Origin of the sequence: Ulvibacterium sp., assembly GCF_028285715.1 — a bacterium.
Taxonomy (GTDB): domain Bacteria; phylum Bacteroidota; class Bacteroidia; order Flavobacteriales; family Flavobacteriaceae; genus Ulvibacterium.
Genome location: NZ_JANQOO010000010.1, coordinates 37,445 through 61,778 on the forward strand (window position 1 = coordinate 37,445; position 24,334 = coordinate 61,778).

General features: G+C 43.3%; 17 protein-coding genes. 6 read left to right on the plus strand and 11 right to left on the minus strand.

Annotated elements, in window-relative coordinates; genetic code table 11:
* Positions 1 to 15 precede the first annotated feature (15 nt).
* The 3 genes from Q0993_RS03505 to Q0993_RS03515 are packed head-to-tail and all read left to right on the plus strand — an operon-like array spanning position 16 to position 3,388.
* Positions 16 to 1,443, plus strand: coding sequence for a sulfatase (locus Q0993_RS03505; protein ID WP_299529780.1), 1,428 nt, complete (start codon positions 16 to 18; stop codon positions 1,441 to 1,443).
* Complete coding sequence (locus Q0993_RS03510; protein WP_299529782.1) at positions 1,440 to 2,153, plus strand: methyltransferase; 714 nt, start codon at positions 1,440 to 1,442, stop codon at positions 2,151 to 2,153. The genes Q0993_RS03505 and Q0993_RS03510 overlap by 4 nt, the downstream gene beginning before the upstream one ends.
* 56 nt (positions 2,154 to 2,209) lie before the next feature.
* Positions 2,210 to 3,388, plus strand: a complete 1,179-nt coding sequence (locus Q0993_RS03515; protein WP_299529784.1) for an acyl-CoA dehydrogenase family protein — start codon at positions 2,210 to 2,212, stop codon at positions 3,386 to 3,388.
* A 28-nt stretch (positions 3,389 to 3,416) separates the two neighbouring features.
* Here Q0993_RS03515 and Q0993_RS03520 read toward each other — a convergent pair whose 3' ends face one another.
* Positions 3,417 to 3,887, minus strand: coding sequence for a hypothetical protein (locus Q0993_RS03520; protein ID WP_299529786.1), 471 nt, complete (start codon positions 3,885 to 3,887; stop codon positions 3,417 to 3,419).
* A 96-nt stretch (positions 3,888 to 3,983) separates the two neighbouring features.
* Between Q0993_RS03520 and treF the strand changes: the two genes are divergently transcribed.
* The 3 genes from treF to Q0993_RS03535 all read left to right on the plus strand — a co-directional run bounded on the left by treF (position 3,984) and on the right by Q0993_RS03535 (position 7,741).
* Positions 3,984 to 5,582 (plus strand): alpha,alpha-trehalase TreF, encoded by a 1,599-nt coding sequence (gene treF / locus Q0993_RS03525; protein ID WP_299529787.1) that lies wholly within the window; start codon positions 3,984 to 3,986, stop codon positions 5,580 to 5,582.
* Between the two features lie 136 nt (positions 5,583 to 5,718).
* Complete coding sequence (locus Q0993_RS03530; protein ID WP_299529789.1) at positions 5,719 to 6,948, plus strand: VCBS repeat-containing protein; 1,230 nt, start codon at positions 5,719 to 5,721, stop codon at positions 6,946 to 6,948.
* Positions 6,929 to 7,741 (plus strand): DUF1080 domain-containing protein, encoded by an 813-nt coding sequence (locus Q0993_RS03535; protein WP_299529791.1) that lies wholly within the window; start codon positions 6,929 to 6,931, stop codon positions 7,739 to 7,741. Before Q0993_RS03530 ends, Q0993_RS03535 begins: the two co-directional genes overlap by 20 nt.
* A gap of 35 nt (positions 7,742 to 7,776) precedes the next feature.
* Here Q0993_RS03535 and Q0993_RS03540 read toward each other — a convergent pair whose 3' ends face one another.
* The 10 genes from Q0993_RS03540 to Q0993_RS03585 all read right to left on the minus strand — a co-directional run bounded on the left by Q0993_RS03540 (position 7,777) and on the right by Q0993_RS03585 (position 24,146).
* On the minus strand, positions 7,777 to 10,080 hold the full coding sequence (locus Q0993_RS03540) for an FdhF/YdeP family oxidoreductase (RefSeq protein ID WP_299529793.1): 2,304 nt from the start codon (positions 10,078 to 10,080) through the stop codon (positions 7,777 to 7,779).
* Between the two features lie 61 nt (positions 10,081 to 10,141).
* Positions 10,142 to 13,195, minus strand: a complete 3,054-nt coding sequence (locus tag Q0993_RS03545; protein WP_367279577.1) for a DNA polymerase III subunit alpha — start codon at positions 13,193 to 13,195, stop codon at positions 10,142 to 10,144.
* A gap of 89 nt (positions 13,196 to 13,284) precedes the next feature.
* Entirely contained in the window at positions 13,285 to 14,499 is a 1,215-nt protein-coding gene (dinB, locus tag Q0993_RS03550; RefSeq protein WP_299529797.1) for a DNA polymerase IV, read from the minus strand.
* A 75-nt stretch (positions 14,500 to 14,574) separates the two neighbouring features.
* Positions 14,575 to 15,876, minus strand: a complete 1,302-nt coding sequence (locus tag Q0993_RS03555) for a TolC family protein (protein WP_299529799.1) — start codon at positions 15,874 to 15,876, stop codon at positions 14,575 to 14,577.
* Positions 15,863 to 19,009, minus strand: coding sequence for an efflux RND transporter permease subunit (locus tag Q0993_RS03560; RefSeq protein WP_299529801.1), 3,147 nt, complete (start codon positions 19,007 to 19,009; stop codon positions 15,863 to 15,865). The genes Q0993_RS03555 and Q0993_RS03560 overlap by 14 nt, the downstream gene beginning before the upstream one ends.
* A 12-nt stretch (positions 19,010 to 19,021) precedes the next feature.
* Positions 19,022 to 20,122, minus strand: coding sequence for an HlyD family efflux transporter periplasmic adaptor subunit (locus Q0993_RS03565; RefSeq protein ID WP_299529802.1), 1,101 nt, complete (start codon positions 20,120 to 20,122; stop codon positions 19,022 to 19,024).
* Position 20,123: 1 nt separating this feature from the next.
* Positions 20,124 to 20,483, minus strand: coding sequence for a hypothetical protein (locus Q0993_RS03570; protein ID WP_299529804.1), 360 nt, complete (start codon positions 20,481 to 20,483; stop codon positions 20,124 to 20,126).
* Complete coding sequence (locus Q0993_RS03575) at positions 20,473 to 21,411, minus strand: DUF6268 family outer membrane beta-barrel protein (RefSeq protein WP_299529806.1); 939 nt, start codon at positions 21,409 to 21,411, stop codon at positions 20,473 to 20,475. The genes Q0993_RS03570 and Q0993_RS03575 overlap by 11 nt, the downstream gene beginning before the upstream one ends.
* Positions 21,412 to 21,565: 154 nt before the next feature.
* Entirely contained in the window at positions 21,566 to 22,819 is a 1,254-nt protein-coding gene (locus tag Q0993_RS03580) for a hypothetical protein (protein ID WP_299529808.1), read from the minus strand.
* The gene (locus Q0993_RS03585) at positions 22,809 to 24,146 is read right to left on the minus strand and encodes a DUF4270 family protein (protein WP_299529810.1); all 1,338 of its coding nucleotides are present in this window, start codon (positions 24,144 to 24,146) and stop codon (positions 22,809 to 22,811) included. The genes Q0993_RS03580 and Q0993_RS03585 overlap by 11 nt, the downstream gene beginning before the upstream one ends.
* Between the last annotated feature and the right edge of the window lie 188 nt (positions 24,147 to 24,334).

Sequence of the window (24,334 nt, forward strand, 5' to 3'; positions counted from 1 at the left end):
AATCTATGTTGAATTATGTTTAGAATTTCCGCTATCCTTATCGTATTGGTGCTGTTCTCCTGTGGAGAGCGCCAGGCAGAACCCAAGAAATCCGAAACGCCTCCAAACATTGTACTCATCTTTACCGATGACCAAGGCTATCAGGATGTCGGGGTATTCGGGGCTGACGATATAGCTACTCCCAATCTAGATCAAATGGCCGCCGATGGGGTGCGGTTAACGAGTTATTATTCGGCACAGGCTGTTTGTTCCGCCTCCCGTGCGGGCATTCTTACCGGCTGCTATCCCAACCGAATTGGGATACATGGTGCCTTGGGCCCCGACAATAATCATGGCATCAATGATTCGGAGACTACCTTGGCCGAAATGCTCAAGGCTATTGGCTATAAAACGGCCATTTATGGCAAGTGGCATTTGGGTCATCATCCAAAATTTTTGCCTACACGTCATGGATTCGATGAATGGTTTGGTATCCCATATTCCAATGATATGTGGCCTTACCATCCCCAGCAGGGAACAATTTTTAATTTCCCTCCCCTGCCCCTATTTGAGAATGAAACCGTGATAGATACCTTAACGGAACAATCCCAATTGACTACCCAGATTACCGAACGCAGTGTTGATTTCATCAACCGAAATGCAGAAAATCCCTTTTTCCTCTATGTACCACATCCCCAACCCCATGTACCCTTATTCGTTTCGGATAAGTTTAAGGGAAAATCGGACCGGGGGCTTTATGGCGACGTAATCATGGAAATCGATTGGTCCGTGGGTCAAATTATGGATGCCTTAAAAACGAACGGACTCGAAGAAAATACAGTGGTCATTTTTACATCGGATAATGGCCCATGGCTATCCTATGGCAATCATGCAGGGAGTGCCTATCCCTTGCGTGAAGGGAAGGGAACCGCTTGGGAAGGCGGGCAACGGGAACCTTGTATCATTAAATATCCAAAGGCCCTGGAAGGAGGCAAGGAATTGGACGTCCCCATTATGGCCATTGATATATTACCGACCATAGCCGAAATTACGGATGCCAAACTTCCCGAAAATACCTTGGATGGCAAAAGTGCGTGGAAGGTTTTGACCGGAGAAATCCAAAAAAGTCCTCAGGAAGCCTATTTCTTTTACTATCGGGTCAACGAGTTGTTCGGTGTGCGCTACGGAAAATGGAAACTGTATTTCCCCCACCGTTATCGTACCATGGACGGGCAGGAACCAGGCAAGGACGGGTTGCCGGGCGACTACAGAATGGTGGACATGGAAACTTTGGAATTGTATGATTTGGAAAGCGATATTGGCGAGACTACAAATGTAGCGGATAAGTTTCCGGAGGTAGTGGAGAAAATAAAATTGTTGGCCAATGAAATGCGTTCCAAGCTAGGGGATTCCCTTTTGGAATTGGAAGGTTCGGAAGCCCGGGAGGTGGGACGAGTGGAATGAGCAAACCTTTTCAATTCAAACAATTTACCATCCGGCAAGACCGCTGTGCCATGAAGGTGGGCACTGACGGGGTTTTGCTGGGAGCTTGGGCATCGGTAACCCATAATCCTACCACGGTTTTGGATATTGGAGCGGGGACCGGCCTATTGGCCCTTATGCTGGCACAACGCAGCAATGCGGAGACCATAGATGCCCTCGAAATTGATGATGCCGCCTTTGAACAATGTGTAGAAAATTTTGAGGCCTCCCCATGGGCCGACCGTCTCTTTTGTTATCATGCCGGTTTAAACGAATTCTGCACGGAAGTTGACGATACTTATGATTTAATCGTTTCCAATCCACCGTTTTATGCTGAAAATGTTTCCTCCGGCGATGGTTCAAGGGATATGGCCCGGCAAAATGTGTCCCTCCCTTTTAAAGAACTTTTGCGATGTGTTTCCCAATTACTCGCCGAGGAGGGCGTTCTTGCCATTATCGTTCCGTTTAAGGAAGAACGACGTCTTATTCAAATAAGCAAATCATTAGGCCTTTTTCCCAAACGCATAACACAGGTAAGAGGTAATCCCACTTCTGAAGTTAAAAGAAGCTTATTGGAATTTACTTTTCAGGAAATGGAGGTATCCAAAGATGAATTGATCCTTGAGGTAGATCGCCACAAATACACTTTGGAGTATCGGGAATTGGCCAAGGATTTTTATTTAAAAATGTAACATTCGTCTTTGGTATTGTTATATTTTCTTTATCTATCTTTGGCGAAAATGGCAATATGAGACCGGATTTATTTGAAGCACCCGACTATTATAACTTGGACGACCTGCTTTCCGAGGAACACAAATTGGTACGCGATGCGGCTCGGCAATGGGTAAAACGGGACATCTCCCCCATTATAGAAGAATATGCCCAAAAAGCGGAATTTCCAAAACAAATCCTTAACGGCCTTTCCGAAATAGGGGCATTTGGCCCCTACATTCCCGAGGAATACGGCGGGGCAGGGCTTGATCAAATAAGTTATGGGCTCATTATGCAAGAAATTGAACGGGGGGATAGCGGAGTGCGTTCTACGGCATCGGTACAGTCTTCCCTGGTCATGTACCCTATCTTTTCCTATGGTACGGAAGAGCAACGCAAAAAATACCTCCCAAAATTAGCTACGGGCGAGTTGATGGGATGCTTTGGATTAACGGAACCTGACCATGGCTCCAATCCCGGAGGTATGACAACCCATTTTAAGGATAAAGGCGACCATTACCTTTTAAACGGAGCCAAACTTTGGATTTCCAATTCCCCCTTTGCCGACCTAGCGGTCGTATGGGCCAAAAATGAGGAGGGCCGTATTCATGGATTGATCGTGGAACGCGATATGGAAGGCTTTTCTACCCCGGAGACACACAATAAATGGTCCTTACGGGCATCTGCTACCGGGGAATTGATCTTTGATAATGTTAAGGTTCCCAAAGAAAACTTACTGCCCGGTAAAAATGGATTGGGAGCCCCATTAGGCTGTTTGGACTCGGCCCGGTATGGCATAGCCTGGGGTGCCATTGGTGCGGCCATGGATTGTTATGACACTGCTTTGCGCTACGCTAAGGAACGCGTTCAATTTGGCAGGCCTATTGCCTCTTTCCAGTTGCAACAGAAAAAATTGGCCGAAATGATTACCGAGATTACCAAGGCCCAGTTATTGGCCTTCCGTTTAGGACAATTAAAAAATGAGAGAAAAGCGACTACGGCTCAAATCTCCATGGCCAAACGAAATAATGTGGACATGGCCTTGACTATAGCTCGGGAAGCACGGCAAGTTTTGGGAGGTATGGGCATCACCGGAGAATACAGTATTATGCGTCATATGATGAACTTGGAAAGCGTTATTACCTATGAAGGCACCCATGACATCCATTTGCTAATTACGGGTTCCGATATCACTGGAATACCAGCTTTTCAATAATACCTGAATCGGGTTCTTACGTTTTGGTTTATTTGATGACCACTATTTTTTCGGAATCCCCATTTTCGTTAAAGGGAAGCAATGCCTTTTCCATACTGTTGTAAGTCGCGGAGTTTAGGGAAAAATCAGTGATACCACATTCGGTCACTGTTTTCGTTAAATTAAGTGTCAAGGTATCCGTAACCGATGCATTTAGATCAACAAGAAAGACATTGTCGCCTTCATCTCCAAAAAGATTCATTGTAATCACATTTTCGAGCCCCGCTACACTTTCGAAGACAACACCAGTAATTTTGGACTCCTTATATCGCAGTTCGATTTCATCTCGCTTAAATGTCCCATTTTCGATAAGATTTTCTCCATCAGTGTTGACCAGCTCTATAAAAAAGTTTCGTACTAATGGGTCAATTACAAATCCATTGGGAAAGCAGGGATCCTCCTTACCGTCTTCATTACAGCCAAATGGCAAGAGGAGTAAAACAAATAAGAGCTTTTTCATTGCATATGGATTTGCCCAAAAGATGAAAAAAACAGAATTGGTTGCTTATACGGGATTTAAATAAAAAGCCTTATTTTCAGGTACTAAAGACATTATATGCCCGCTATAAGATACTTTTTTGTACTACTTGTTTTACTCACGGCCTGCAGAGCCGATAGGAAAACGGATGCTCCAATTACAAGTACGCCGGATTCTAAGGTAACCCGAACCTTAGAAACTCCCGACGCGCTTTTAGGTCAACTTTTTGTGGATGTTCAATTAAATAGAATCTTTGAAGACGGTAAGACCTTTGTAGACTGTACGGCAAAATATCCGTATGAAACCATTGTGGAGAAATATGCCCAGGAAAAAGACGAGCCCGATTTTGATTTAAGGGACTTTGTCCTCAACAACTTTGATGTCCCCATTTCCATTTCCTCGGATTTTAAATCGGACCCCAACCGTTCCGCGGTAGAACACGTTGAAGCGCTTTGGCCGGTGCTACAAAGGGAATCCGATATAGATGCGGAAGGGAGTTCGTTAATTCCGCTTCCCGAACCTTATATTGTGCCCGGTGGTCGTTTTCGTGAAGTATATTATTGGGACAGTTATTTTACGATGTTGGGGCTGGCGGAAAGTGGCGAGTATGAACGTATTGAAAATATGTTGGATAATTTTGCCCATTTGATAGAGACCGTGGGGCATATCCCCAACGGAAATCGCACATATTACATTACCCGTTCCCAGCCTCCTTTTTTTGCCCAGATGATAAAGTTATTGGCGGAGCATAAGGGAAAACAGATTTACACCAAATATAGGGAGGCGTTAAAAAAGGAGTACGAGTTTTGGATGGATGGGAAAAAGGCCAAAGAAAAGCCCATTAGGCATTGTGTGGCTACACCCGTCGGTGTCTTGAATCGTTACTTTGATAGAGGAAATACCCCGCGCCAAGAATCCTATTGGGAGGATTATACCCAAGTCCAAAAAATGGGCGGTGGTGAAAAAATGTACCGCGACCTTCGGTCCGGTGCGGAATCCGGTTGGGATTATACCTCCCGTTGGTTCGCTGATGGAGAATCCATAGAAACCATTGAAACTACCGATATTATTCCTGTCGACCTAAATGCGCTGTTATATGGTATGGAAGACCTCCTAACCCAATGCTATGCCGAAGATGTTACCTACGTGGCCCTGTTAAAGACGAGCATGAGAGCCCGAAAAGAGTTTTTGGATACCTATTCGTGGAATGCCAATGATGGGGTTTTTGAAGATTACAATTGGGTAAAAAAGCAAAGGACCCCCATTAAATCCTTGGCCATGACATTTCCCTTATTTTTTAAAATGGCCGATCAAAAACAGGCAGATGCCGTTGCTTCCTACATTGAAAACCACTTTTTAAAACCTGGGGGCGTGGTAACCACGCTATACCATACCGGTGAACAGTGGGATGCTCCTAATGGTTGGGCTCCTTTGCACTGGATGACTGTGGTAGGGCTTCAAAACTATGGTCACGAAAACCTTGCGAAAACCATCGCGGAAAGATGGGTAGCCTTAAACGAAAAAGTATACAAAAACACGGGTAAATTTGTAGAAAAGTATAATGTTGAGGATATGGGATTGGAAGCTGGTGGCGGTGAATATCCAGTGCAGGACGGCTTTGGTTGGAGCAATGGTGTATACCTTGCCCTAAAAGCATATGTTGGAAACGGGCGTTAAACTTTCCCAAAATACATAGCACGTACTTGTAGTTGCCAATCGATAATTAAAACATGATAAATTGGGTCTTCTCAAAGTCCATATCTTAAAAATCATTGAATATATTTACCGTACTTCATAAAATTAGGTCTTAACGATGGGCGTTGGCAAAGGAGTTTTTCAAAAATGCAAAAAGTGGGTCATTTGTAGTGCATTACTGCAATTCCTATTATGGGTTCCAAACGGATTCTCCTTAATGGCACAGGTACATAGGATGGATGATGCGATAAAGAGACCCTTACAATTTGAAAAGCAGAAAATAGCCTCGGAAAGCTTTGAGTCCGTTGGCGTATTTGATGTAAACAAAGACAAAGTCCCTGACCTGGTATCCGGTTCCTATTGGTATGAAGGGCCTAACTATCTCAAACGTCACTTTATTGGGGATTTTAAACGTTATGGGGAATACTACGATGATTTCTCCACCCTTCCCTTGGATGTAAACGGTGATGGCTATATGGACTATATTACCGGGGGATGGTTCGGAAAGCGTCTGGTATGGAGGGAAAATCCCGGAAATGAAGGGGAATGGGCGGAACACCTCATTGCAGAGGTCGGTAATATAGAAGCCCCGCGGTCATGGGATATCGATGGGGACGGTACTCCGGAAATCGTTCCCAATACACCCAATAACCCCTTGATGATGTATCGTTTAACTACCGATTCCCAAGGGAAACCGGCGGGAAGTTTTACACCATACAAGGTCATGGAAAAACACGGTCATGGACTTGGTTTTGGTGATATAAACGGGGATGGGAGAGGTGATTTCGTTGTGAGCAAAGGTTGGATGGAATCCCCTAAAAATCCATTTGAAGGGAATTGGACCTTTCATCCCGATTTTGAACTCGGTACCGCAAGTGTGCCGATTTTGGTCATAGATGTTAATGAAGATGGTCAGAATGACCTTATCGTAGGCCAAGGACACGGTTATGGACTACATTGGTATGAACAAAGAAAATATGCAGACGGGAAATCATCGGAATGGATAAAACATCCCATTGACCTGAATAACTCACAATTCCATACCATGATATGGACCGACCTCGATAACGATGGCCGTAACGAGCTTGTTACGGGTAAACGTTATCGTGCCCACAACGGCAAAGACCCCGGTAGCAATGACCCTTATGGAATGTACTATTATTCCTTTAATGGGAAAAGTTTCGACAAACAGATAATCGATTATGGGGTTTTTGGTGAAGGCAAGGGAACGGGAATCCATTTTTGGGTGACCGATTTATCAGGTAATGGAAACAAGGATATCATTGTGGCCGGCAAGGACGGACTATTTATCTTTTATAACAAAGGACATGAGCAACAAAGTGATTAAAGGCTTACCATTGGGCATGGTATTCGGGCTAGGGATGCTGTTAAGCGTCCAATCCTGCCGTGAGCAACCCAAGGAAAAAAGCAGTGAAACAGCGGAAAAAAATAGCATACAAGATGATGGTTTTATCTCTTTATTCGATGGAAAAACCTTAAATAATTGGGAAGGCGACACTACCTATTGGCGCGTAGAAAATACCATTCTAGTCGGGGAGATTACCCCGGAAACACTTTTAAAATCCAATACATTCCTTATTTGGAAAGGTGGTGAACCCAAGGATTTTGAGTTTAAAACAGAATTCAGGATTTCCGAAAATGGCAATAGTGGCATTAACTATCGTAGTGAATTATTGGACACAATCCCCTTCGCGCTCCGTGGTTATCAAGCGGACATAGATGGAAAAAACAACTATACCGGGCAAAATTATGAGGAACGAAAACGGACCACCTTGGCATATCGCGGAGAGAAGGCTGCCATTACCTCTCAGAAAGACCCGGATATCCCCGGTTCTTTACGTGCCAATGTAGACAAGAATGCCTGGCAAAGTAGAACGGTTTTGGAATCGCTTGGAAATTCGGATTCCCTGAGAACCCAGATAAAAGAGGGAGATTGGAACGAATGTCATCTCATCATAAAAGGAAACCGCTTACAGCACTTTATTAATGGTATCCTTATGAGCGATATAATCGATAACGACACCATAAACCGAAAGTTTTCTGGTTTTTTGGGCCTACAGGCCCATAGGGGCCCTCCAATGAAAGTGGAATACCGAAATATTCGATTAAAGGAATTGTAACACGTTTTAGGACAAAGCAAGGTGGGTTCAATTTCCTAAGGTGAGGTCTTCTTAACCTTTACAATAATCGATTTACTGATAGGGGTCTTGCTCTTATCGGCATAGTGGTTATAGGGTACCAAAACATTGGTTTCCGGAAAATAGGCGGCAAGATTAGTTCTGGGAATGCTATAAGGGATAACCAAGAAACGATTTGCAGTTCGCTTTACACCATCGTAGTCGCTGACCATGTCCACAACATCCATTTTTTTTAGATTCCAGTCCTCCATATCCCGTGGGTTCATAAAAAGCACCCTTCTTTCATTATATACGCCTCTATATCTATCATTGAGGCCATAAATGGTGGTATTGAACTGGTCGTGCGAGCGGATGGTCATCAACAAAAACTCATCTTCCCCTAAATTGTGTTCGGGTAGCGAATTAATGGTAAATTGTGCTTTTCCCTTGGGAAGCGAACCAAAATTCCGTTCCCGTACATTGTTGGGCAGGTAATATCCGGTGCCTTTGGAACGTTCATCCGTATTTTCAAAACCCTTGGCTACCTTGTCAATATAGGACCGAATCAATCCATAATCCTCTCCCAAGGCCTTCCAGTCCATAGTGTGCTTCCCTTTAAAATAGGCATCCGCCATTTCGGCAATAAGCTCCGGCTCACTTTTAAGATTCCCCGAGGTGGGTTTAAGCATTCCACGGGAACGGGTTACCCTGCCCATACTATTTTCGACCGTAAAATAGCGTTGTTGACCTCCTTTCATATCCTTTTCCGACCTTCCTAGGGTAGGCAAAATCAAGGCGGTTTTACCCGTTACCAAGTGGGTACGGTTCAGTTTAGTACTGATCTGTACGGTAAGGTTGCAATTTTGCAAAGCCTTAGCGGTATATTCCGTATCGGAGGCAGCCATTAGAAAATTACCTCCCAGACAGATAAACACTTTGCCCTTACCCTGGTACATCGCCTCTATTGCTCCTACCGTGTCCACACCTTCCTTGTCCGGGGGCGTAAAACCCAAATGCTTTTTTATACGATCATTGAGGCCTTTATTCACATAGTGCATAATCCCAACGCTTCGATCTCCTTGTACATTACTATGCCCCCGAACCGGGCACGTTCCGGTATTTGGTTTTCCGATAGCCCCCTTTGCCAATAGCAGGTTTACGTATTCGCAAATGTTCTCCACACCATTTTTATGTTGGGTGAGTCCCATGGCCCAGCAAACAATAATTTTGGATTTGGTGGCCAAAAGCTTTACTACTTCATCCACTTTAGCCTGGTCAACTCCAGCTCTTAGGAGCAAATCCTTTTCCTGATATTGTTCCAAATCCTTTAGGAGGTTCTTATAGCCATCGGTATAGGTAGCTATAAAATCACGGTCCAACACCTTTCCGGTCACCTCGTCCAATCTGGCCAGTCTTTTTAGTAGCAACTTTACCAAAGGAATGTCCTGATTGATTTTTACAGGGAGATGTATGTCCGCTATATCCTCACCATTTCCTGTGAGGCCCTTAAGCGTCTTTGGATTTCTAAAGTTGACCAAACCGGATTCCTCCAAAGGATTAATACTGATTATCTTTCCACCATTCTGTTTGCATTTCTCCAAAGCATTGAGCATGCGCGGATGGTTGGTGCCCGGATTTTGACCGGCAATGAGGATTACCTCTGCACCATAGAAATCCTCCAATTTAACCGATCCCTTACCGATGCCCAAGGTTTCGCTCAAGGCCACACCACTGCTTTCATGGCACATATTGGAACAGTCCGGCATATTATTGGTGCCCACCGCCCGTGCAAACATCCCATATAGAAAAGCTGCCTCGTTGCTAGAACGCCCTGAAGTGTAAAAAATGGCCTCATCCGGCGAATCCAGTCGATGCAATTTCTCTGCAATTAGCGCATAGGCATCTTTCCATGTTATGGGTTCATAATGAACGTTTCCAGGTCTAAGTACCAAAGGTTCCGCAAGTCTACCAAACTTATTCAGTTCATAATCCGTTAGCCGGGAGAGCTCTTCCACCGAGTTCTTTTTAAAAAACTCCGCATTAATTTGTTGGGTAGTGGCCTCATCGGCCAAGGCTTTGGCCCCATTTTCGCAATACTCACCTATCCTAGAAGGTTTTTCGGGATCGGGCCATGCACAACTGGGACAGTCAAAACCTTCTTTTTGATTCATGTGCAACAAGGCCCGCATGGAACGTGTAATGCCCATCTCCTTAAAACTGTGCTGCATCGCAACCTGAATGCCCAAAGGCCCGGCCGCGTAGCGTGCGGGTTCCCGTAGACGGATTCCCGTAAATTCCTCCGACCCCCTCACGGAAACGTTCCTATGAAATTCTTCCTGCATGTCTAAATTTAGAACTTATTTTGGGAATCTTGGGAAGGCGTCCAATAATAAACCCAAAAGGTTATTCCCTATTATTGTGGATGATGGTTCCTTTATCCGAAATTCCATTATTTTTAGATTGCAACCTAGTCTCAAACATTCTTGTGCTGGTTTTCATATCGGCATACCGTGGATCTTGGATATAGTCCTGTTTCTGCATTTTAATGACTTCGATACTTAAAAACCCAAATTCACTGACCACCTTGCCATAGAAGCGATAGATACCCTTGCCCCGAAAGCGGTATTTGGCCGCCACAGGAGGAAAAAGTACCGTATCAAAGACCTTCCCATATTGATCTAGAAGCGTTGCAAAATGCATACGTTTTCCGGAATGTGTATCTGTGTTTTTTACGGTAACCAAATAGCCATAAATATCAATATGCCTGTTTAGGTAACGTTCTAAATCGCCTTGTCCATTCAAGTTCTTGGGAGGTTCCTTAAGCAGTTCAAAGGGGCTACACAAACAAAATCCCAATAACTCCCATTGCTCAAAAGCGGTTTCCAAAAAAGTAGTGTCCAACCGGGGAATACGAAAATTTTGTTTTGCTGGCGGAAACAGTTTTGGGTGGTCTACCCTAGGATTCCCTGAAAGCGTTAAGTAAGCTTTCCAAAGTATTTGGTGCTTGTTGATTCCCGTAAACCGAAAAGCATCGATACGTATTAAAATACTCAATTGTTCCACTGAAATGATTACCCTATCCAGGAAATCCTCCAATGAACTGAAACGGCCATTTGCAATACGCTCCTTTACAATACGTGCCATGACCTGTTGTTCCAAATCCCGTAGGTACATCATACCCAAATAGATATGTTTCCCATAGATGCAATTTGCTATTTGACTTTGATTGATACAGGGTGGATGAATGGTAGCGCCCATCATCCGAGCCTCATGGACATAAAATTCCGAGCGATAAAATCCACCCCCGTTATTAAGAACGGCTACCATATATTCCAATGGAAAATAGGCCCTAAGGAAAAGGCTCTGATAACTTTCTACGGCATAGGACGCGGAATGGCCCTTGGCAAAGGCATATCCTGCAAAACTGGCTACCTGGTTCCAAATCTCAAAGATCAAAACGTCTTGATACCCTTTTTTTCTACAATTACCAATGAATTTGTGCCTTACCTTTTGGAATTCTTCCCGGGAACGGAACTTCCCGCTCATGCCACGACGTAGCACATCGGCCTCGCCCAAGTTTAAACCGGCAAAATGGTGGGCTACCTTTATTACATCTTCTTGATATACCATTACCCCATAGGTGTCCGGCATAATATCCAACATCACCGGATGCGCTTTTTCCTGGGCCCTTCCCTCATGGCGATGGCGCAAAATATATTCTCGCATCATACCGCTTTTTGCCACGCCTGGACGAATAATGGAACTTGCGGCGACCAAGCCCAAATAATTATCCACCTCCAGTTTTTTGAGCAACATACGCATGGCGGGTGATTCTACATAAAAACAGCCCATACATTGTGCAGTCTTGATCAAAGTATTGATTACGGGATCCTTAAAAAAGGTCTTCACATCATGAATATCCAAATTGGCGCTTTCAGGCTGGTTTTGGGCCACAATGGCCAAAGTGTCCTTAATCTTTCCCAAACCGCGTTGTGCCAGAATATCAAACTTGTAGAGTCCCACATCCTCGGCAATGACCATATCAAACTGGGTTACGGCAAACCCCTTGGGAGGTAAAAAAGTGGCGGAAAAATAATCCAAGGGCCGTTCGCTTATCAAAATACCACTGGCATGAACGCTTAAATAATTGGGCATCCCCTGAATCAATTCACTGTATTTAAGAACAAGCCTGGAAGCACTGTCCAATTGGGAAAGGGAGTAATGGCCTTCACTTAAAATGTCAATCTCCTCCTTGGGAAGACCAAAGACCTTTCCCAGCTCCCGAACAACTCCTTTTCGCTTAAAAGTGACATAAGTACCTACGAGTGCCACATGGTCAAAACGGTTAAAAATGTATTGGGTCATCTCTTCCCTATCCCGCCACGAGAAATCAATATCAAAATCCGGTGGATTGGCGCGGTACAGATTAATGAACCGTTCAAAATAGAGATCTAAATCCATGGGGTCTACATCGGTTATCCGCAAGAGATAGGCGACTATGCTGTTTGCCCCGCTACCTCGCCCTACATAATAAAACCCTCTTTCCCTGGCATGGGAAACAATGTTCCAATTGATCAAAAAATAGGACACAAACCCCATTTTTTTGATAACCTCCAATTCTTTTTTCAATCGCTCCCTTACGGACTCATCCATTTCAGGATATCTGTACGGCAATCCCTCATCGCATAACTTTTCGATCAACCGTTCATCCTCTTCTATACTATCGGTAAAGGCCCTTAAATTTTGTGGTTTCCGATTTTTCGAAAAATCGAAATGGATGCTGCACGCTTTCAAAAGACGTTCCGTATTCTCAAGGATATGGGTATATTCCGAAAATGCTTCAGCCAAATTCCGTATAGGAAACATCCTTTCATCGGCATCGGCCACCTCTGTTTCCGGAAGTTTACTCAAGAGCACATTGTTGTCAATGGCACGTAACAACCGATGCGCATTGAAATCTCGTTTATTTCGAAACGTGACCGGTTGTTGTACTACCAATTCATCCTTGAGCCTCAATAATCTGGAAAAGGGTAACCGCCTAAGGGTCTTGATGGAGATGCCTATAAATTCATTTTCCAAAAATTCGTGTTGCTCGTTAAGCAAAACGGTTTCAAAAGGATAAACAATAAATGCATTTTTAAATGCAGGGGCGCGTTGCGGAATTTCCAATTCATTCTGTAGGTGATGCGATAAGAAGGTGTTTAACTCTTGATACCCTGCATTGTTTTTGGCAATGCCCAAAAAACAGGGATCCACCCCGTTCCTAAAATCGATTCCCAAGATGGGGCGTACATCATACTCCGGTGCCTTTCGAACAAAATTCAGGCATGCCGAAGTAGTATTGATATCCGTGAGCACCAATTGTTTTATATGATTTTGCTGTGCCAATTGCAAGAGATCCAGTTCGGAAAAAGTTCCGAAACGCATGCTGTAATATGTGTGGCAGTTTAAATACAAATAGTTGATAGTTGATAGTTGTTGGTTAATGGTCTATCGCTTTCATCTACTGAAAACTTTTTACTATCGACCAACAACTATTTACAAAATCATTGTTTTCTATGCGCCAGTACAATTGGTGGTTGCCCATTAAAAGGATTATGCATTCTACCAATAGTCTTGGCTCCCATGGCCGAGGCCCGAAAAACACAACGGTCGCCAAACCGATTCCGAACATGATCCATGGCCTGATATAGGTTCAGGGCTTCCTCGGTATCATCGAACAGGTTTATCTGATAATTGCCCGAGACCAGATGACTGAAACGGATACCGATCAAGCGTACCAACATTCTTTTGCTATACAGCATACGAAACAGCTCCAAAATTTTGGGAATCAATATATGATCTGCACTGGTATATGGAATTCGCATCTGCTTGGAATAGGTATTAAAATCGGAATAGCGTATCTTAACGGTAATACATGCCGTAAGCTTATTGCCCCGGCGCAACTGATAGGCCAAATTCTCTGTCATGGCCATTAAAATTCCTTTAAGCTTTAGTACATCTATCGTATCCCTGTCAAAAGTCCGCTCCGTAGAAATGGATTTTCTATCGCAAAATGGAATTACCGGTGTATTATCCATGCCATTGGCCCGTTTCCAAATTACGGTTCCGTTGGCACCAAGTACACGTTGCATAATTTCCATGGGCATTTCTTGTATGGTCCTAATTTGCCGTATGCCCAAATTTCTCAATGTCTGGTAGGTCTTGTCCCCCACCATGGGAATCTTTTTTACGGAAAGTGGGGCCAAAAATGGTTTTTCCAGTCCAAAATCAATTTTTAATTGATTGTTGGGCTTGGCCTCATCGGTAGCTACTTTAGACACTACCTTATTGACCGATAGGCCAAAGGATATGGGCAATCCAGTCTCCCTTATTATCCTTTGTCGCAATTCCGTGGCATACTTATAACTGCCGAAGAAACGATCCATCCCCGAAAGATCGGCGTAAAATTCGTCGATACTGGATTTCTCAAAAATGGGGACACTCTCCTTAATAATCTCGGTAACCACATCGGAATGCTTGCTATAGGTTCCTGCATTTCCCTTAATCACTTTGGCTTCCGGACAAAGCTCCTTGGCCATCTTCATGGGCATGCCCGAATGTATGCCATAGCCCCGAGTCTCATAACTACAGGCAGCTACTACGCCCCTATCCGTAATACCTCCAACCAATAAGGGTTTGTTTCGAAGCTCTTTATTGAGCAATCGCTCAACGGATACAAAAAAGGTATCCAAATCCAAGTGGAGAATGGTTTTGTTCATTACTATCCCAAAAAGGATAGCTAATATATGGAATATTTCCAAATAAATGGAATTTATCCAATATAAATGATACCCTTAGTTTAATAGACTGCCTCCCAATTGTAGCAAGTTCACTTCGGCAATCTTCACATCATACTTGGCCCGGGCATAATTGTTTCGAGCATTGAACAAATTGATCTGGGCCTGTCGGTATTCCACCGAAGTAATTTGGCCTAAGCCATATTGCTTTTGGGAACGCTCAAAATTAAGTTCGTTGGTATCCACATTTTTGGACTCCGCATTTAAGGTGTATTGTGATATGGTATACGTTTCATAGGCATTCAAAATATCGGTCAATAGTTGATCTTTTATTTTTACCAGTTCTATTTCCCTATTTTGTTTGGTGATTTTAGCCGTCTTTACCCTGGTTGCCGAGCCACCGTCAAAAATGTTCCAAGAGAGGTTAAGCCCTAAATTAATCCCATAGGATTCATTCGCCAAGGCAAAGGAAGTCGGTGGGTTTTGACTTTCGTTCCATTGGTAAGAGCCACTACCACTGATTTTCGGCAGGAAACGCGCTTTATTGATCTTAATGTCCAATTCACTCAAAAGAATGTTCTGCCGGGCCAATATCATCTCTATATTGTACTGTTCCGCAGATTGTAAAATGGCCTGTTCCTGTAGTTTCGTACCAAAGGTAACCGTAGTATCAATTTTAAAATCCATGGTGACCTTTCGTCCCAAAGCAAGGTTAAGGCTGCGTTTTAAATTATTCAAATCGCGCATCGCCTCTATATGCGCTATACTATCATTGTTCAAATCGACTTGGGCATTCAGCTCATCCAATTTGGTTCCTTGACCATACTTCAACTGTTTTTGTGCGCGTATTAGCCTGTCCCTGGAATTGACCATGTTCATTCCCAAATTCTCGACCACTCTTTTTTGGTAGGCAACATTGAAGAAATTCTCGTATATGGAAATTACCGTATTCTCAATCTGTTGCCGTTCCTGTAATTGTGCCAAGGTTAAGTTCTCCTCATTTTTGTCCTGGCCGAATTTTCGTTCCAGCCCATCAAAAATCAGATACTCCGCCGTTATGGACGCATTATACGATTCAGTAATTGCTCCCCCAATAGAAGTAGATGTTCCATCTAAAAAAGCAACGCTCTGATCTTCATTTGAGTAGTTTATGCCACCACCTGCGCTTAAACTAGGTAAATATCCACTGTTTAACGTACTGGCCTCAACATCAGCTATTTTGGTATTGTTCCTGGCGATACGAAGATCGTAGTTGTTCTCCACTGCAATAGCAATAGCCTCTTCCATGGACAATATATCCTGTCCATTTGCCATTGTACAGAACAGCAGGGCCATATACAAAAGGCTATATCTTAACATCGTCTACCTTTAATTCTTTTATGGCCCGTTCCACCTCTTCACGTTCCGGACGCTTTCTTGTGACCACATACTTTAGAAATACTTTGGCACTATTCGAAAAAGAAAGGAACAAGGGCAACATATATAAGGTCAACAAAGTGGCCACTGCAATACCATAAGCTATTGATATGGCCATGGGAATCAAAAACTGCGCTTGTAGGCTCTTTTCCAGCATTAGGGGTGCCAGTCCCGCTATTGTGGTAATCGAAGTGAGGAATATGGCCCTAAAACGGGCCCTTCCCGTTTCGTAAAGTGCTTCATCAAATTTTAAACCCTCTTTAAGAAAGCTATTGAACCTTCCCGTGAATACCAACCCATCATTGACCACTATCCCTATTAAGCCTATAATGCCCAAATAGGAGAGAATACTCATCGGGAACCCGTGTAACCAATGCCCCCATGCCACCCCAATAAGGCAAAATGGAACAATGGCAAGCAGTATAAAAGGTTGGCTATACGACCTAAAGGCAAAGACTATGGTCACATAGATAAGAAAAATCAGGGCTGGCAATGTGTTAAGAGCGGATATGGAAATTTTATTGACCTCTCGATTCTGACCCTCGGCACTAACCTTAACACCTGGATATTTTTCACTCACTATACCGGCCACGCGGATAGTAAGGTCTTGCATAATCTCTGAAGCACTCGCCTTTGGATTGGCCAAATCAGCCGCGACCGTAATCTCCCGTATACCATCCAAATGATTAATGGCCACCTCTCCCCGTTCAATAGTATATGTTGCGATTTCAGATAATGGAATCCTCCCATTTTGTGCGGCAATTTGAATATCGTTAACATTGTTTACACTAGACCGATCCTGTTCATCATAGCGTACCCAAATTTTTACCTCGTCCTGGCCCCTTTGAACCCGTTGTACCTCATTGCCAAAAAATGCACTACGTACTTGGGCCATGATATCATTTAACGTCAATCCCAAAAGCTGTGCGTTTTCCTTCAATTCCAATCGTATTTCCTTGATTCCCTCGGGACTGGTATCTACAATATCCTTTACGTACGGATTCTTTTTTAGCTCTTCATAAATAATATCCTTTGCCCCATTGATACTTGCAATGTCCTTTCCCTGCAAAGAAACCGATATAGGCATTCCACCCACATTCCCACCGGAATTGAAACTTAATTTCTCCACTTGTGGGAGTTCTCCAACGGTCTTACGAATAGCGTCTGCAATTTCCGTAGATCCAAGGATCCGAGTCTCACTTGGTGAAAGATTTACGGTGATGGTAGAAGCAGAGCTCCCTGGCCCTATTTGCTTGACCGTGGAAACGATATGGTCTCTCCCTATTTCGTTTTTCCCCAAATCCCTGTTTACCTTCCAGACACTATTTTCCACATAAATCGCCAGCGAATCGGTTAAGTTTTCATGGGTCCCTTGAGGAGTGTTCAAGGTAATTCGAATTTGATTACTCGCAGTTGTGGGGAAGAACGTAAGTCTAATGATCCCTCCGGCAAAAGCCCCCAGGGTCAGAATAAACAGGAATAGAATGATGGAAAACGACGCGAATTTATTTCGCAACACAAAGCGGAATGATGGGGAATACACTTTATCCCGCAGGTAATTCATAAATTGGTCGCCCCATTGGTTGAACTTATACGTCTTTCCCTTTCCACTTAAATCCTTGGAATGTGCCAAGTGTGCAGGCAAAATCAATAAGGCTTCTATAAGAGAGACCAAAAGGGTGAGGGCAACGACTACGGCTATATCACCAAAGAAAGCCCCTATTTGTCCATCCAAAAAGAAAAATACCGAAAAGGCCAATATCGTGGTGGCAATAGCCGAAAGAATGGGAATCAACACATCCAAAGTGCCATTTACAGCGGCCTTTATCGCCGACTCCCCCTTTTCATACCGGGTATAAATATTTTCGGCAATTACGATACCATCATCGACCAAAATACCGATGACCAATATCATTCCAAAAAGGGAAAGCATATTAAGGGTAACCCCATATTGGGGCAATAGGATGAACATCCCAAAAAAGGAAATGGGCAAGCCGAAGGCCACCCAAAGGGCTACCCCGGGCCGTAAGAAAAACGAGAGTAATAGAAGCACCAATAGCATCCCTATCAGCGCATTTTCCAATAATAAGGAAATTCGGTCCTTGATGACCTCGGAAGTATCCATCGTAATTTCCAGTCTCAGGTTGTTATGGTCCTTATTAAAGACCGCTATATACTCCCTTATTTTTTCAACACTCCCGATAAGGTCTTCCGTATTGGTGTTAGTAATGGAAATTTTTACTGCGGCTTGTCCATTAAGACTTATTTTATCGGGGGTTTCATTAAAGGTGTTCGTTATTTTGGAGATGTCCCGAAGATATACCTTACCTCCAGTAGCATCTGCCTTAACGACAATGCCACCTAAATTTTCCGCATAATAGGCCTTATTATTGGCCCTTATCAAATATTCTTCTTTCGTGGTCTTTATGGAACCTCCGGTAATGAATATGTTGGCATTGGCCACGGCACGAGAAACTTCTTCAAAAGTCAGTCCATAACTTCTAAGCACTTCCTCGGTTACCGCAATCTCGATTTCTTCCTCTGGAAAACCGGAAAGCGCGATTTGGGAAATACCGTCAATTCTGAGCAAATCTTCCTCTACCTCCTGAGCTGTCCTTTTTAAGATGCTTAGCGGAACATCTTTCCCAGTAACCACAAAAGTAATGGCCTCTCTCGTGGGCTTTAAGGTCTCAATGACCGGAGGTTCCGTATTGGAAGGAAACGAGGGAATCTTATCTACGGCATTCTTTATTTCATCCAGTGCCAAATTGATATCAAAATCTGTTAGTATCTCAACATTTACCGTTCCGAGGTTCTCCTGCGAAACCGATGTTATCCTATCCACCCCTTCTACCCCCTTAAGGTTGCGTTCTATTTTTTCTATTACACCCTCCTCTACCTCCTCTGGCGACGCACCGGGATAAGAGACCGAAATGCTTATAAAACTTGGATCGGACAAGGGAAAAAGGGAAGAATTTAATCTTTGATATCCCAAATATCCAAAAATCAAAAAGCCTATGATGAAGATATTGACGGCGACCGGGTACTTAATAAAATAGCTTATAAATGCTTTCACTTCAGTGCCTGTTCAATAGGTTACCTTCATTCCGGGATAGGCATTGGCCACAATCTCGTCCAACAGCACCATGTCCTTTTCCAATCCCCTCACCACAACACTATCCCCAACATAGTTTAGGGGCACTACCTTTTGTAATCGCAACAGGCTATCCCTAATAATATAGACGTGATCATTTTCCACAAGAAGACCCCCCTCTATTTTTAACACATCCGAAACGGGTTCCCCAAAAATCTCCGCTTTAAGGTATTGACCCTCTTTAAGTTGTTTTCCAGAAACCTCTACAACCACTCCCACGGTCTGTGTCTCTTGGTCAACCCTGCCGTTAATGCGACTTATTCTCCCTACATGGTCTTGATCTCCGTCCAATGATATCAAATGCACCTTTTTACCCACTTTCATGTATTTATTTGCCGTGGCAGGTATGGCCAGTTGCAGTTCAAAAACCGAAGGGTCTATAAACTCTCCCAACTTCTGTCCGCTGCGCACCAATGTCCCCACATACACATCGGACTGCGTAACTATACCCGTAAAAGGTGCCCTGATATCATATTTGGAAAGTCGCTCTTGTAGATTCTTAACATCATAATAGGTCTGGACGATATTCTTGCCGGTAACAAAAAATTTCTCGGCATTTGAAACGGTTTTGGGTAGTGGTTCCAGTGGACCGTCCATGTTAAAGTTTTCGAGATAGGTCCTCCATTTTCCAGAGGCTTCGGGAAATTCAATTTCCATATCGGGCAACATGGCAACTATTTGATTGACCAATGCGCTTTTTTTGGATTGCAATTGGGCATTGTGTTCCCCACCATCTATACGAAGCAGATTCTCGCCCCTATAGAATGTGTTACCTTCCCTAAAACCGGGGGTTGTAGGCAAAAGTATTCCCTGAACTTCACTAAAAAGCTCAATTTTGTTTTTTGCCGCTAAGGTTCCGGTGGCCTCAATAACAAATGGAAGCTCTTCGGTCGCAACCAAAATTGTGGAAACAAATACCTGATCCACCTCCTCCAAGGAAACCGGTTCTTCCCGACCCCTCAACAAAAAAATAAAGACAAGGACACCTAAACCGGTCAATACAATCCCAAAAATAACTCCGTAGGCTCCCTTCATATTATCCCTTCATTTTTTGGCGCATATGTTTCCGCATTTGAGGTTGTATGTGATCCTCGTATTTTTCCATTTGTTCCTTGGTAAGAATCTCCTCCATTGCGGCATTTTTTTCCTTTCCAATTCTTTTCACATCCCCCATTTTGCTGAACATAGAACCTTCTCGATTCATCAATTCGGCCTGTTTCTTCGAGAATTCCAGATTCAACTCGGTTACCCGTTTTTTTTGTGATTCATTCAATTCCAATTCTTCGGTCATAATTTTGGTCTGGTAGTCCGCCATTTTTTGGGGGTCCATTTTTTGTGCAGTTATATACTGTACCGTAGTAACAAGCAACAAAAGGATAGAAATTCTAGTTTTCATTATCGTCTGATTTAAGATTCTTATTTTGAGAAGGCCTTTTAAGGGCAAAACGTATTCCAAATTTGAAATAGGTCCCGCTTCCTGGTTCCAAATCGAATATTTCATTATTATCGTTATCAACAATTCTCAAAGTAGCGGCAGGCAAAAAACCTCCCTCGGCTACGAATGCCAGATTTTTTGTAAATCTGTAGCGATACAGTAGTCTGGCATTGATTCCGTTAAACTGGATCTTGGTGTCCGTTAGGATTCTATTGCCATCTACGGCTATTGCGTTGGAATTGTTTCCGAAAAGACCTTCCGGAGAAACCAATGCCGAAATACGATGTCTATCATTGATTCTATAGTTGATCCCCGTAATGGGTAGTCCAAAGGAATAGCTCCAATGACGATTGAGTTTTTGACGTAACAATAGGGCAGGCAGTACCCTGGGCTCACCAAATTGAGTACCATAAAGTACCCCGAGCATCAAGACAGTATTTCTTTCAAAGTCGCCCCACCTTTTGTTTACGGCACCCAAGGCATTAACAACTATATCTTCTGACGAAACCCCATTTGCAAAATTGGACATAAGGGTCGGGCCAGCTGACACCAATAAAGTCCAATCCTTCCTTAACGGCCGGACGAATAAAAGATTAGTTCGGATCACATGCATGTTTTCATAAGTAGAGAGATCAAGGATATTCGTAGATTCATCAAAGGTGAAATCGAAATAGCGATAGGTGAGGCCTAGACCTATTATGCTCTTGCCAACAGGTTTTGCCAAATTGAGATTGATATTGTAATTATGGATTTCAGTACCTCCCAAATCCGGAAGATACCCATAATCGATTCCTGCCAATTCCACCTCTCCGGGATTTTGTATGATAGGTATTTGGCCATAAGCACTTGCGACCAAAAGTCCAGCCACCAAATAGAATATTCCTTTCATCTGAAATTTTCCAACGAAAATATTTATGGTCAAGGTGTATCTGCAACAATACTAGACCACCTGTGGAATCGGGTATACCAAGAGGCTCATTTTAACTACAAATCCCGTTTTTATTTTTATAGATAAAAATGTCCTGTTCGTCCGTAAAAACTGCTTAATTTATTTTACGTTTTAGGAACCAGAAATCCTTAAGGCTTAGATTAATGTTTATGGTGTTCAAACGCTCTTCTACCAAAATTCCCTGTGTAGAACCCCTACTGGAACTGGAAAAGCCAATATTCAACATAGATTGGGCCCTGGCTCCCAGGGGAATGCCCAAACCGGCCGTTATGCTATAGGCATCAATGACATTTCCATTGATATTGAGGTAACCGCTATCATAATTGAATCCGGCCCTTATCCGTATCCGATCCAGATAATTAAAGGACTGGTCTTCCTTAAGATACTCTATTCCGATTCCATAAATGTTCTGGTCCACAAACTCCCCAACGTTGTCCCTTTGATCCGTAGCGTCCCATAATTTTAAGGTATAATCCAAATTGATATGGATTGCATTGATAGGTGAGAACAATATACCAGTACCTACTTCCAAGGGAAGGTCAAAACCTTCAATGTCAAGGTCGGTTTCGTTCTCAACGGATGTAGGAATAAAGTCCAACGTTTTGTCTACAAATCTATCCCGCGTACCGGAAAGTGTGGTGGGCAGGTTTAAGCTCCATCCCAAGGTGAGGTTGGGCAACATCGCATATTGTAACCCCAGGCCAAAACGGAAACCATTGTATTTATTCTCTTCTGAAATAGTAAGCGTGCTTTCATTGATAAATCCACTAAGGGCAGTGACCGATTCGCGCTCCGAAATTGCTCCGAACAAATAGGAAACATACGCACCTACCCGTAGGTTATCGGTAAGACTACGGCCATAGGAAAGTCGCAGATCGTTTAGGGAGCCCGTTCCGAAAACATTGCTTATAAACCGATCTGAGGACCCCTCAACATTGCTGTCTATACCTATCAACGAATAGCCCACATCGGAATAGGGAACGACAGAAAGTCCAAAGGCCGATTTTGGCGTAATGCTGGAAGCAATGGCCAAATTGGAAAAATTACCTGCCACTCTCCTTTCCTCCGTACTTCGGTTGGCCACAGTACTTATCTCGGCAAGAAATCCGAAATCGAACAAAAAGCTTTTTTCCCCCAATACCCCCAATGCCGCCGGATTAAGATTATTGATAAGAAAATTGCTGCTCAAGGCGTATCCGCCACGTCCCAATGCACTATTCTTTCCTATGTTGGAATTGGTGGAAACCCCAAGTCCGAAAAAAGAATAGGGAGAGCCGGTAAGGTTATTGGTCTGGGCAACGATGAAAAATGGAAAAAACACCAATGAAAACAGGATTCTATTCATCATAAATAGCATAGGTAATTTCTAAACGTGCCTCAAAATCGCGATTGTTCTCCCCTTGAAAGATAATCCGGTCCACCGTTTGATTGAAGTCTCTGGTAAACAACACCAGGGCATCCTCGGTTATTATCGTTTCGTTGAGCTTTTGATCCACGAACACCCCCACGGGTACTTCATAGACCACATCCGAAAATTCTTCGTTTGCCCCTGTAATTATTCCAAAAACAATGCCTTGACCCGTTCGAATGACCTCCGTAATAGCATTGTTTTGATCCAATACGTTTACGTTCAATGAATCCTGTAAATAAGTCCTTTCATTATGACTGGCGCGTAAAGGCTTTATCCTTAGGAACGCACTTAATACCGTACCCGTGCCTTCTATGTTATAAATACTTCGAATACTGGGAAATTCCACTTTGGTAGCATATCCCGTTCCCGATTGTACGTAACCCAAATCGTTATTCCGTGTTGTGGGCAGTTCATCCTCTTGGTCCAAAAGGGTATTCAACAAAGAATCCGTAGAAACATTCCATATTTTGTTGAAGGCATTTGGAGTTTCAGGGAACGGGTTTATGGTAAAGTCCAGAAACTCCTCCTCGTCCTCGAATTCCTCTGGCACGGAGTAAAAAAAACGGAGATACGTCCTTTCCTCTTCCTTGCTAAATCCAATGACCGAAGTATTATCGTTACGTTCCGGAACAAGCGCAAAACCTTTAAAGTTGTCCCGGAGATCGTCATTGTTATTAATGTCGTTTTGTTGTATAAGACGAAACAGTTTATCCCCAAATTCAAAAGGCAAGGAGATATGTAAGGAATCTTCATCAAAGGGTTCGGGACGGTATCTTCTTGAGACCAGGGGCATGGAATCATATTCCAATTCGCTAGTATTGAAAAAGGCATCTTCATCCGGTTCTACCTCTTCGTTTAAAAGGTGTACATTGATGTGGGAGACCAAAGTTGTATCATTATAGAAGTAACGATCATATCCCAAAATCAAGGCCACACTATCCAATGTGGCGTCGGTGGGTAGCGCGTACGGAGCGGTGGAGTTTTCCGTGGCCGCAGCGGTAAGTTCAAAATAGGAATTACTCTCAATGATGCCCAGATAGTCATCACTGTACTTACCGACCAGCAATCTTTCACTGTTAGAGGTATTAATGCTATCAAACTTGAAAGTGGACAGCTTTACGGAAAACGTGTCCAGTACCAGTACCCGTACATTAGAGGTGGTAAAGTCCTGCCCTACCTCAAGTGTCGGAATATCGGAAGCATCCACGGAACAGGCCAAGACAACCAATAGAACTATCAAAAAGTAAATAAACTTTCGCATCATCCTTGAATTAGATGGTGCAAATTAAAACGCCATGGCGGCGGGCACGAAGAATTTTATACGGAACTGGAAAATGTATCTACTGATGGATATACTATATCTACAAAACCTTACCGTATCATTGATCGAGGAAAAATTAAGGTTCATCTAGGGAACTTCAGGTTTCGTATATCTTTTTTTCTACGCCTCAT

What these genes read in the sequence shown, in the direction of transcription:
- Q0993_RS03505 (WP_299529780.1), top strand. Translation starts at nt 16, where the DNA reads ATGTTTAGAATTTCCGCTATCCTTATCGTATTGGTGCTGTTCTCCTGT.
- Q0993_RS03565 (WP_299529802.1), bottom strand. Translation starts at nt 20,122, where the DNA reads ATGAAGGGAGCCTACGGAGTTATTTTTGGGATTGTATTGACCGGTTTA.
- dinB (WP_299529797.1), bottom strand. Translation starts at nt 14,499, where the DNA reads ATGAACAAAACCATTCTCCACTTGGATTTGGATACCTTTTTTGTATCC.
- Q0993_RS03575 (WP_299529806.1), bottom strand. Translation starts at nt 21,411, where the DNA reads ATGAAAGGAATATTCTATTTGGTGGCTGGACTTTTGGTCGCAAGTGCT.
- Q0993_RS03520 (WP_299529786.1), bottom strand. Translation starts at nt 3,887, where the DNA reads ATGAAAAAGCTCTTATTTGTTTTACTCCTCTTGCCATTTGGCTGTAAT.
- Q0993_RS03580 (WP_299529808.1), bottom strand. Translation starts at nt 22,819, where the DNA reads ATGATGAATAGAATCCTGTTTTCATTGGTGTTTTTTCCATTTTTCATC.
- Q0993_RS03555 (WP_299529799.1), bottom strand. Translation starts at nt 15,876, where the DNA reads ATGTTAAGATATAGCCTTTTGTATATGGCCCTGCTGTTCTGTACAATG.
- Q0993_RS03530 (WP_299529789.1), top strand. Translation starts at nt 5,719, where the DNA reads ATGGGCGTTGGCAAAGGAGTTTTTCAAAAATGCAAAAAGTGGGTCATT.
- Q0993_RS03570 (WP_299529804.1), bottom strand. Translation starts at nt 20,483, where the DNA reads ATGAAAACTAGAATTTCTATCCTTTTGTTGCTTGTTACTACGGTACAG.
- Q0993_RS03585 (WP_299529810.1), bottom strand. Translation starts at nt 24,146, where the DNA reads ATGATGCGAAAGTTTATTTACTTTTTGATAGTTCTATTGGTTGTCTTG.
- treF (WP_299529787.1), top strand. Translation starts at nt 3,984, where the DNA reads ATGCCCGCTATAAGATACTTTTTTGTACTACTTGTTTTACTCACGGCC.
- Q0993_RS03515 (WP_299529784.1), top strand. Translation starts at nt 2,210, where the DNA reads ATGAGACCGGATTTATTTGAAGCACCCGACTATTATAACTTGGACGAC.
- Q0993_RS03540 (WP_299529793.1), bottom strand. Translation starts at nt 10,080, where the DNA reads ATGCAGGAAGAATTTCATAGGAACGTTTCCGTGAGGGGGTCGGAGGAA.
- Q0993_RS03535 (WP_299529791.1), top strand. Translation starts at nt 6,929, where the DNA reads ATGAGCAACAAAGTGATTAAAGGCTTACCATTGGGCATGGTATTCGGG.
- Q0993_RS03510 (WP_299529782.1), top strand. Translation starts at nt 1,440, where the DNA reads ATGAGCAAACCTTTTCAATTCAAACAATTTACCATCCGGCAAGACCGC.